The sequence below is a fragment of the Pseudomonas sp. AC463 genome (genome assembly GCF_979253585.1).
Genome location: NZ_CEEDDZ010001040.1, coordinates 1 through 244 on the forward strand (window position 1 = coordinate 1; position 244 = coordinate 244).

Sequence of the window (244 nt, forward strand, 5' to 3'; positions counted from 1 at the left end):
GCTCATCACCGTCCAGAAATACTGGCAGCGCTGGGCCGATCCCCGGCTGATCATCTGCGTTTTCAACAACGAGGACCTGAACGAGGTGACGTGGGAGCAACGCGTGATGGAGGGCAATCCGCGCTTTGCCACGACGCAGGACATTCCCGACGTCCGCTATTCGCAGTTCGCGGAGATGATCGGGCTGACCGGAATCTTCGTCGACGATCCGGAGCAGCTCGGTGCTGCGTGGGACCGGGCGCTG

At 62.3% G+C, this 244-nt stretch carries 1 protein-coding gene; it reads left to right on the top strand.

The window, feature by feature from the left end:
- Nucleotides 1–244 (top strand): thiamine pyrophosphate-dependent enzyme (locus tag AC0IYH_RS33420; protein ID WP_471838724.1); only part of this gene is annotated, 244 nt, incomplete at both ends.